This window comes from Arthrobacter sp. TMN-49 (assembly GCF_054511095.1).
This window is the reverse complement of record NZ_JBTNDH010000040.1, coordinates 18604-28783: the sequence shown is the minus strand read 5'-3', so window position 1 is coordinate 28783 and position 10180 is coordinate 18604. Positions and strand designations below refer to the sequence as shown.

General features: G+C 62.4%; 8 protein-coding genes. 4 read left to right on the top strand and 4 right to left on the bottom strand.

Features of this window, described 5'->3' with window-relative positions; translation table 11 throughout:
- Window positions 1-96 precede the first annotated feature (96 nt).
- Complete coding sequence (locus ACX80E_RS15050; protein ID WP_203312602.1) at window positions 97-774, bottom strand: Crp/Fnr family transcriptional regulator; 678 nt, start codon at window positions 772-774, stop codon at window positions 97-99.
- 239 nt (window positions 775-1013) lie between these two features.
- On the opposite strand from ACX80E_RS15050, the gene ACX80E_RS15045 reads away from it, so the two are divergent.
- A complete protein-coding gene (locus tag ACX80E_RS15045; RefSeq protein WP_459302839.1) occupies window positions 1014-2198 on the top strand; it encodes a MarP family serine protease in 1185 nt (394 codons plus the stop codon).
- Between the two features lie 88 nt (window positions 2199-2286).
- Here the strand turns inward: ACX80E_RS15045 and aroQ are convergent, their stop codons facing one another.
- Entirely contained in the window at window positions 2287-2745 is a 459-nt protein-coding gene (gene aroQ / locus ACX80E_RS15040) for a type II 3-dehydroquinate dehydratase (RefSeq protein ID WP_459302838.1), read from the bottom strand.
- A gap of 123 nt (window positions 2746-2868) precedes the next feature.
- Complete coding sequence (gene acs / locus ACX80E_RS15035; protein WP_459302837.1) at window positions 2869-4845, bottom strand: acetate--CoA ligase; 1977 nt, start codon at window positions 4843-4845, stop codon at window positions 2869-2871.
- Between the two features lie 351 nt (window positions 4846-5196).
- On the opposite strand from acs, the gene ACX80E_RS15030 reads away from it, so the two are divergent.
- The 3 genes from ACX80E_RS15030 to ACX80E_RS15020 are packed head-to-tail and all read left to right on the top strand — an operon-like array spanning window position 5197 to window position 7967.
- The gene (locus tag ACX80E_RS15030) at window positions 5197-6459 is read left to right on the top strand and encodes a hypothetical protein (protein WP_459302836.1); all 1263 of its coding nucleotides are present in this window, start codon (window positions 5197-5199) and stop codon (window positions 6457-6459) included.
- Between the two features lie 9 nt (window positions 6460-6468).
- Window positions 6469-7269, top strand: a complete 801-nt coding sequence (nth, locus tag ACX80E_RS15025; protein WP_459302835.1) for an endonuclease III — start codon at window positions 6469-6471, stop codon at window positions 7267-7269.
- Window positions 7270-7271: 2 nt separating this feature from the next.
- On the top strand, window positions 7272-7967 hold the full coding sequence (locus ACX80E_RS15020; protein WP_459302834.1) for an NUDIX hydrolase: 696 nt from the start codon (window positions 7272-7274) through the stop codon (window positions 7965-7967).
- 412 nt (window positions 7968-8379) lie between these two features.
- Here ACX80E_RS15020 and ACX80E_RS15015 read toward each other — a convergent pair whose 3' ends face one another.
- Entirely contained in the window at window positions 8380-10098 is a 1719-nt protein-coding gene (locus ACX80E_RS15015) for a bifunctional 3'-5' exonuclease/DNA polymerase (RefSeq protein WP_459302833.1), read from the bottom strand.
- Window positions 10099-10180 lie beyond the last annotated feature (82 nt).

Below are 10180 nucleotides of genomic sequence, written 5' to 3'. Positions count from 1 at the left end.
CTCTCACCCTCCCCTCCCTCGCTCCTTCCCCCCCCCACACCCCCACTGCCCCCCCCCCCCCCCAACCCCCCCCCGGGCCGGTGCTTTTTGCTGGCGTTAGCGCGAACGCTGACGCAGACGGTTGACGTCCAAGATGACAACTGCACGGGCTTCCAGGCGGAGCCAGCCGCGCTGCACAAACTCGGCCAGGGCCTTGTTGACTGTTTCGCGGGACGCGCCCACCAGTTGAGCCAGCTCTTCCTGGGTGAGCTCGTGAGCTACCAGGATGCCGTCGGTGGCCGGACGTCCGAAGCGGTCCGCCAAATCCAAGATGGCCTTGGCAACACGGCCGGGAACATCGGAGAAGACCAAATCGGAGAGGTTGTCGTTGGTGCGGCGCAGGCGCCGGGCCAGGGCCTGCAGCAACTGCATGGAAACCTCGGGCCGGTTGCGCAACAAGCTGTTCAGGGATTCGTTCTTCAGCCCCGCCAGGCGGGTCTCAGAAACGGCTGTGGCAGTGGTGCTGCGGGGGGCCGGATCGAAAAGCGCCATTTCGCCGAAAAGCTCGCCCGGGCCGAGGATCGCAACCAATGACTCGCGGCCATCGGAGGAAGTCCGTCCCAGCTTGACCTTGCCTGAAACGATGAAGTAGAGCTGATCGCCTTGGTCGCCTTCACGGAAGACCGACGCGCCGCGGGACAGATCCACCTCAGCCAGTTCGTCCGTCAAAAGGCGGAATGCCTCGTCGTCGAGCGTGGCGAAAAGGGGTGCCCGGCGTAGTACCTCGATGTCCATGAAATCTCCTTGCAGTATGTAGCTAATCAGTTCTGACCTATTATTGATTGTTTCAGAACTTTTTTGTTTTTGTGACCAATTTGGCATTCTAGCCGTTCGTTGACAGCATATTGGCAGTTTCAGAGGCAAGAAAGCTCAGGGATCGTTCGGGTTGCCCCGGTAATATGTGCAGTCGGGACACGCTTTGTGCCCGAACTTTCGTGATGGCGGGCGTTGCCCGCGAGGAGCTCTGCTCATAGGTGTTTGGTTTTTCCTGGCTAGATGCGGTGTTGATCCTGTGGCTGTTGTGGCAGTTGACGTATGGCCTGAAAACTGGGCTGGTCGTGGGATTGGGTGGCTTGGCTGGTTTTGTGGCCGGAGCCGTGGCGGCGTTCTTTGCTGCGCCCTTTGTCAATCAATTCGCTCCCAGCCCGGGGTGGCGCACGGCCATGGTGATAGGCGCCACCGTCGTCCTGATAGCCGGTGGCCATGCACTGGGAATCAGCCTTGGCCGCGCCATTGGGCGGCGTGTGAATTCGGGCTCGATCCGGAGCGTTAACAGGCTTTTGGGTGGTGTGCTGAACGTTGTTGTCGGCGCGTTGGTCATTTCGCTGCTGGCGTTTGGCGTTTCCAATCTGGGTATCCCGGCCGTTTCCAAGCAACTGAGCGACTCGAAGGTCATCTCCAGAATTGAGGCGTGGACACCGGACCCCGTGAAGGTCGCTGCCGCACAGATCCGCTCCCTGGTCTTGAACGAGGGCATTCCCGCGCTGCTGAATCCGGCAGGACCCAATGTCCAGGTTGCCGAGCCCAACGCAGACACCAATACGGCTGCCTGGAATAACGCGGCCAACTCGGTCATGAAGATTTCCGGTACGGCATTCCAGTGTGGACAGAACCAGACAGGCACAGGATTTGTGGTGTCACCCGGGCGGGTCGTCACCAACGCGCACGTCGTTGCCGGAGTTACCCGGCCGGTAGTCCAAACCCAGAATCAAGGGGTTCTGCCTGCCCGTGTGGTGTTCTTTGACCCCGTAAAGGACTTGGCGATCTTGGCCGTGGACTCGCTGGAAGCCGCCCCGCTGCCCGTGGCAGCAACAGCCCGCAACAACACTGCTGCGGCGTTTGCCGGTTATCCGCTGGGCGGTCCCTTGCAGGTGCGTCCCGCCACAGTGCTCTCCTCCGGGCCCATGATGGTCCCGGATATCACCGGCGGGCAGAAATCCTTGTTGGATGTTTACCAGGTGGCCGGCAACGTCCAGTCAGGTAACTCCGGCGGACCCTTGCTGGATGCCGACGGCCGTGTCGTGGGCGTGATTTTTGCAAAAGCCACAACGCAAGACAACATCGGGTTCGCGCTGACCATGGAAGAAGCGGGCCCGGTCATCTCGGCCGCGCCCACGCTCAGCAGCGAAGTGTCGGCCGGATCCTGCAAGGTCGGCTAGTCCCCACGCCCTCCCCGATCCCAGCCGCTGGCGCGTCTGCGATCGGGGCCCCTCGGGCGCGTGGGCCCAACGCCCTCAGACCCAGCCGCTAGGCGAGGGTCTTGTCCAGGTAGCTTACGGCCAGCTCGTAGCCGTGCACGCCGGCACCAACAATGACTGTCCCGCACACGGCCGACAGGTATGAGTGGTGCCTGAACGTCTCGCGCTGGTGCACGTTGGAAATATGAACCTCCACGGTGGGAAGTTCGACGGCGGCGATCGCGTCCCGGAGCGCCACCGAGGTGTGGGTGTAGGCGCCGGCATTGATGATGATCCCCACGGCTGTGCCGCGAGCCCCATGAATGGCATCTATCAGGACGCCCTCATGGTTGGACTGCAAACAGGTGGCCCCAAACCCGGCGGCTGTGGCAGCCGCTGAAACAAGGTGTTCAACATCGGTCAGGGTGGCTGAGCCGTAGATCTCCGGCTCGCGGGTTCCGAGCAGGTTCAGATTGGGGCCGTTGAGGATCAGCAGGGCGCCGCGGTTCGCTGCAGTGGTTGAAGTCATGGGTTAATAATGCCCCACCTGCGCAGCCACCCCTCCGACTTAAGCAACTGACCCGCAGAAAACGCCGAAAAATCGCGGTTTTGACGCGATTTTCGGCGTTTTCTGCGGGTTAGTTGCAGATGGCTAGGCGCGCAGGGACTCCGCAATCTGCTTCATGACGGTGTTGTCGGCCAGAGTTGAGGAGTCGCCCGCCTCACGGCCTTCGGCAATGTCCTTGAGCAGGCGGCGCATGATCTTTCCCGATCGGGTCTTGGGAAGTTCGGGCACCACCAGGATGGTCTTGGGCTTGGCGATGGGGCCAATTTCCTTGCCTACATGGTTGCGCAAGGTGGTGACAATGTCAGCGTCTTCCACGGCAGAGCCGCGCAGGATCACAAACGCCACCACGGCCTGGCCGGTGGTTTCATCCGCAGCGCCCACAACAGCAGCCTCGGCCACCGAGGGGTGGCTGACCAGTGCGGACTCAATTTCCGTGGTGGAGAGGCGGTGCCCTGAGATGTTCATGACGTCATCAACACGGCCCAGCAGCCACACATCGCCGTCGTCATCCCACTTGGCGCCGTCTCCGGCGAAGTACATGTCATCGAAGCGGGACCAGTACGTGTCCTTGTAGCGGTCGTTGTCGCCCCAAATGCCGCGCAGCATGGACGGCCATGGCTCGCGGATCACCAGGTAGCCGCCATGGCCGTGAGGAACGGAGACGCCGAGCTCATCCACCACATCCACGGCGATGCCGGGCATGGGGACCTGAGCCGATCCGGGTTTGGTGGCCGTCACGCCGGGGAGCGGGGCAATCATGATGGCCCCGGTCTCGGTCTGCCACCACGTGTCCACGATGGGGGCCTTGTTTCCACCAATGACGCGGCGGTACCACATCCACGCCTCCGGGTTGATGGGTTCGCCCACGGAACCGAGCAGACGGATCGAGGAGAGATCGTATTTGGCGGGAATGTCCTCGCCCCACTTCATGAATGTCCGGATGGCTGTGGGGGCCGTGTAGAGGATGGACACCTTGTACTTCTGCACGATTTCCCAGAAGCGGCCCTGATGTGGGGAGTCCGGGGTGCCCTCGTACATGACCTGCGTGGCACCGTTGATGAGCGGGGCATAGGTGACGTAAGAATGGCCGGTGACCCATCCGACGTCGGCCGTGCACCAGAAAACGTCTGTCTCCGGGTGCAGGTCAAACACGGCGCGGTGCGTGTACGCGGTCTGGGTGAGGTAACCGCCGGTGGTGTGCAGGATGCCCTTGGGCTTGCCCGTGGTGCCGGAGGTGTAGAGGATGAACAGCGGGTGCTCGGCCGCATGCCCCACGGCTGTGTGCTCGGTGGAGGCGGTACCGACGGTGTCATCCCACCAGACGTCGCGGCCCTCAACCCAGCTGACCGGCTCGCCGTTGCGCTTAACCACTACGACGTTTTCAACGGAGTGCCCGGCCATGGCCAGCGCCTCGTCCACGGCAGGCTTCAGCGCGCTGGGCTTGCCGCGGCGGAAGGTGCCGTCGGCGGTGACAACCAGCTTCGCCGCGGCGTCGTCAATGCGTGAACGCAGGGCCTCGGCCGAGAAGCCGCCGAACACCACGGAGTGAATGGCGCCGATGCGGGCACAGGCCAACAAGGTGATGACTGCCTCGGGAATCATGGGCAGGTATACGGCTACGCGGTCACCCTTGGCAAGGCCCAGCGCCTCGAAGGCGTTGGCGGCCTTCTTGACCTCGTCGGTCAATTGCGCGTACGTGTACGTGCGGGTGTCTCCTGGTTCGCCCTCAAAGTGAATGGCTACACGGTCCCCGTTGCCGGCCTCGACATGACGGTCAAGGGCGTTGTAGGCGGCATTGATTTCGCCGTCTTCAAACCAGGTGGCGAACGGCGGGTTGCTCCAGTCAAGGGTCTTGGTGAACGGCTTGCTCCAGCTCAACAGTTCGCGGGCTTGCTTGCCCCAAAAGGCGGGGCGGTCAGCGTTGGCGGCGTCGTATTCGTCGGCTTTGACGATCGAGGTGGCGGCAAATTCCGCGGTGGGCGGAAACTGGCGGCTCTCCGTGAGAAGGTTCTCCAGGGCGTCCCCGGATTCGTTTCCCGCTGTGATGATGGCCTCAGACATCTAATATCCCTTCATTCCTACTTAGCTGATGTCCCGGGCAACGCCAATCGTGGCGCAGTGCGCCCTAGTTCCAGGACAGAACTGATGGCTTTGCGCGGATTGGGTGCTAGGGACAACGTTGTGATCCTGTTTTTACTGTAGCGCCTCCCGGGCAAAAACGTGTCTGCCGTCACAGTCAATGGGGTCAATGGGGTCATTTCTGCGCTCAACTGCACAAGGCTCGGGGTGCCCCAGGGCATGGGCAGTTCTCCCCGTTTAGCGTATTACTACCTGGTATTGCTGTGGCTGGCTAGTGTTGGCAGTCTGCGGTAACTAGGCTTGTGCATAATCGTGACATTTAGGAGTAAGACCATGACAGAGCAACAAACGCCAATTGCACCGGCCAGTGCGGGCCCTGCAGGGACTACGCTCAGCAAGGCCGTTGCCGGTCCGCTGACCATTCGCGACCTGGCAGCGTTGGGATCGGTGGCACTAATTTTCATCGCCTCAGTGATACCACTTAGTGTCGCCCTCGCCGGAAGCCTCAACCTGTGGAACGCCGCCGGACTGTTTTACCTTGGCATTGGCGTCATCCTGCCGTTGACCGTGGGCGCCCTATTCCTGGTCCGCCGGCTAAGCCCCGAGGCCAGCCTCCGTATTGGGTCGCTCTCCATCGACCAATTTGCTTCGGTTGTGGCATCGTTTGCCACCTTCTTCTTCTTCACAGCCACCGTGACCAACTTCGGTGTGGCATATTTGCTGGGCCTGGTGGGTTCCTTGGTGTTGCTCACGGCAACCGTTGGCGCACAGTGGATACCTGTGTTGGCTTCTGATTTCACCGGCCGGGTAGATGTGCCGGCGCATGTAGTGGCGCGCGACGCCGTTCCCGCCGTTCAGCGCCCCGCGGCCGCCAAGCCTGTTGTCACCACCCCAAACGGTGCCGGTGCCCAGCACCAGGGCGCGCAGGGCCAACAGCCACCTAGTGGTGTGGCCGCCGGCGTTGCCGGCACAGCCACCGGTGCACAGACCACTCAGCAGTCTGCTGGCTGGAACGCTCCGCAACCAGCAGCCGTACACACCGCCGCCGGGCAGATTTTCACCCCCGCCAAGGAAACCGGTTCTGCAGGCGTTGCCGGTGTCGCGGCCCACACCGCGGCCCACACCGTGACCGATGCTGCACCCGCTGCCGCCCACACAACCGCACCGGCAGGTACGCAGGCGGCCGCAGTCCCCGCAACCCCGAACACGGCTGGCGACTTGGGAGCCCAGACGGGTGTTCAGGTGCCGGTAGCCAGCGGAGCGGTGGGGCTGTCCGCGGACGCGCCCGCAACCACACTGAACCCGCAGGTAGCCGAACCGGCCGCCGCTACGCCGGTCAAGGAGAGCATTGCTGCCACCGTGAACCACAACTCCAGCGCCGCTCCCGTGGTGTCCGATCCGTTCTGGTTTGCCGTTGACCGTCCCCAGAATGTGATTGATGAGAAAACCCGCCAGTTTGTGTTCAAACTGACACCGGGCTCGTGGATCTTGGCACTAGAGGACCGTGGGAGCAGCTTCCTGGTCCAGGACGGCCACGGCACGACGGGCATCTTGCTTGACCTGGTGGGCATCGAGCGGGCCTCGGACAGCCAGTAGTTTCCCGCAATGGTGGCACAGGAAACGGCACTGGCGCTCAAACGACGGGCCCGGAAGATCAATCGCGAACTGGCGCAGCTCTACCCTTATGCGCATGCGGAACTGGATTTTCGGAACCCGTTTGAGCTGCTGGTGGCCACTGTGCTGTCGGCGCAAACCACCGATGTGCGCGTCAACGCCGTCACCCCTGCGCTTTTCGCCCGCCACCCGGACCCGTTGGCGATGGCCCAGGCGCACAGCGTCGAGCTGGAAGAACTGATCAGGCCCACGGGGTTCTTCCGCGCCAAGGCCGCGAACCTTATCGCGCTGGCTACACGGCTGGTAGATGAGTACGACGGCGTCGTGCCGGCTTCCCTTGAAGCCCTCGTTACGCTGCCGGGCGTGGGGCGAAAAACCGCGAATGTGGTGCTGGGAAATGCTTTTGGCGTTCCGGGGATCACCGTGGACACCCACTTCATGCGGCTGGCGCGCAGATTTGGCTGGACCGAGTCCACCGACCCCGTGCGCATTGAAGCAGATGTTGCGGCCTTGTTCGAGCCGAAGGACTGGACCATGCTCTCGCACCGCGTGGTTTTCCACGGCAGGCGCATCTGCCATGCGCGCAAACCCGCCTGCGGAGCCTGCCCGATTGCGCACTTGTGCCCCGCCTACGGGGACGGCGAAGTGGATCCTGTGAAGGCTGCCAAACTCTTGAAGTATGAGCTGGCTCCCGGGCAGGACGACCTCTTGGCACGCATGCTCGCCGACGTGGACAAGGCAGCACAGTACAGGCAAGAGTCTCAGCTCGCTGCCCGCGCATCGGAATCATAGCCGTGAGCGCCTATGCGGATCTAGCGGCGCTGGCTGAAAAAGCAGCAGCCACGGCCGCGCTCCCTGCCGCAATACACCAGCGTGGCCCGTCACTGTGGCAACCAGCCATGGACACGGCCTCGGCACGGCAAGCAGCCGTGCTCATGCTCTTTGGAGCGTTGGACGATGTCGGTGCCACGTCAACAAAGCCGCTGGTGTCGGCCGATCTGGATATTTTGCTGATTGAGCGAGCAAACACCTTGAAAGATCATCCCGGTCAGGTGGCGTTCCCCGGCGGCCGTGTGGATCGCCAGGACGCCTCCATCGAGGCTGCCGCGTTGCGCGAGGCCCAGGAGGAAACAGGCCTAGACCCCTCAGGCGTTGAAGTATTGGGCAGGCTGCCCGAGGTGTCGTTGCCTGTCAGTAAATATCTGGTGACCCCCGTGGTGGGGTGGTGGGCCCGCCAAACTCCCGTGGCTGTTGTTGACTATGGGGAGTCAGCGCAGGTTTTTCGGGTGCCCGTGCGGGACCTGCTGGATCCTGAGAACCGGGTCAGCGCCGTTTTGAAGCGTGGACGCTACCCGTACAGGGGGCCGGCTTTTGTTGTCAACGATGTGCTGGTGTGGGGGTTCACCGCGGGAATCTTGACGTATGTTTTTGATGAATTGGGCTGGTCCGTGCCGTGGGATGAACACCGGGAGATTCCTGCCCCCATCTAGCTGGTGTCGGCGGCTAAAAACAGTGACGCCTGCCTTGCCGGTTTCCAAAACCTGAACGTTTTTGACTCCAGCGGCAACTGCCGCAACGGGATCGGCGTCGGGCATCACAAGATCAGCAAGCATGCCTTTTCGGTGCCCTTCATAGAGTTGGTAGGCAGGTCCTGTGGTGCGGTTCATGGCCGCAAACACCATGGGATCCCCGCACCAATCGGTTTGACCGGCCAAACCGCCCGTCAAGGACGGATGGCGCATAGTCGCCGGGAACCATGACGACGCCACTTTCATACGCCTTCAGTGTTTGAGGAACTGTTGCAATGTCAGCAAGGTCAACGGCCGGAGAGAAGCGACTGCGAGTGTCAACGAATCCAAGTAGCAGCACTGCCCCGTTCAGGTCCCGCTTGGCTGCGCCGTCTCATTTGGCGTCAGCGTAGCACTGCACAACACTGACATTGACGGGAAACTCCAGCGGAATCTTGCCAAAGATCAGTTCAGTGGCCGCCCTTGATGACTCGTGCACAATTTGAGTCACTTCGGCCACGAGGGCGTCCGGGCATTGCACCATGACCTCATCATGGAGGAAGAACACCAGTGCCGGTGCGGGCCCGCCGGCGGTCGTCGAGGCGGCCGACAAAGCCCGTAACCGCCGTCGTAGCTCCGCCAACCAGCAGCAAGCCCATTCCGCGGCCGTTCCTTGAACCACAAAATTGCGCGTGAAACGGCCGCGGGAGCGGGCCGCCGACTCGGCCCTGCGCTGTTCCTGGGCCGAGTCGCTGCGCTGACTCTCATGCCATTCTTGGGCGGTGGGTGGGGTGCTGCGGCCCAAATACGTACTGACGCGTTCGCCGCGTTCCCCAGCCCGGGCCGCTTGTTCGACGAAGTCCAGTGCGCGCGGATACATGCGCGCCAGTTGCGGCACCAGGCGCCCGGATTCGCCGGAGGTGGCGCCGTAGATGGCACCGAGCAACGCAATTTTGGCCATGCTGCGGTCCCCGCCGAATCCCTGCGCAGCAATTCCGGCGTACAAATCCTTGTTGTTTCCGGACGCGTCTTGGCCCGCCGCGGCCATGGCCGTGTCCTGGGCCAGGGCCGCCAGCACGCGAGGTTCCAGTTGCGCGGCATCGGCGACTATCAACGAGTAGCCAGGATCAGCCACGGCCGCGCCCCGGATTTGTGCCGGAATCTGCATGGCACCGCCGCCGCGCGAAGCCCACCGCCCGGACACCACCCCGCCCACCACGTATTCGGGGTGGAAACGGCCCTCATGAACCCATTGCTGGAGCCAGTTCCAGCCATTGGTGGTGAAAAGTCGGCTGAGTTTTCGGTACGCCAGCAAAGGCTCGATGGCAGGGTGGCTGAACTCCATCAGCTCCCAACTCCTGGTGGACTTTGCGTCGATACCGGCCCGGTGCAGGGCCCGCATCAGATCCTGCGGTGAGTCAGGATTCAGCGACGGCGCGTTGAGGGCGGTGCGCAACTGCCCTGCTAGCGCCTCCATTTTTTCCGGGTGGGCGTGGTTGCTTGGTTCCGGCCCGAGCAGTTCATGGAGCAGCCTCCTATGTAGGTCTTCCCGCCAGGGGATACCTACATATTGCATCTCAGCAGCCACCAAGGCGCCGGCAGATTCTGCACTGAGCAAAAGTGTGAGTCTGGAGGGGTGTGTGGATGAATTAATGGCGTCCTTTTGGGCACCAAGTTCCCGCGCCACGGTGGCAAGGTCCCAGGCCTTGTGGGCTGTGACGGCAGGGGGAGCGTCAAAGAGGCTGTCCTGCCCGGCACTGATACCACCCGGGGAAACCCCGCGTTGGATTGATTCGTTTTCCGGTGGCACAGGGGTCAGCCGCTGGTGGTAGCCGCTTGCGGCGGCGAACTCTGAGTGCAGCAGGATGGTCTGGCAAAGAGCCAAATCATGGCACTTCTCAACCCGAACATTGGCTGCCAATAGATCCGGATACCAATGTGCTGCCCGGTCCCACACCCAGCGCGGATGATGGTCTTGCTCCATGCTGCGCACCAGGGCGCTGAGGTCTGTTCTGGCGACATTCTCGGTGGGAGCCGCGGGTGAGCCGTCGTCGTGCCGGAGCTGAACCACCACGGAGGAACCGTTGGGGTGTGTGGCCAGCAATGCGTACATAACTTCTATTCTCCACTGGCAACATACTTAATTCCTCCACACCCATCCAACGGTGCCGACTTGTCCACTTCCTGGCACAGGG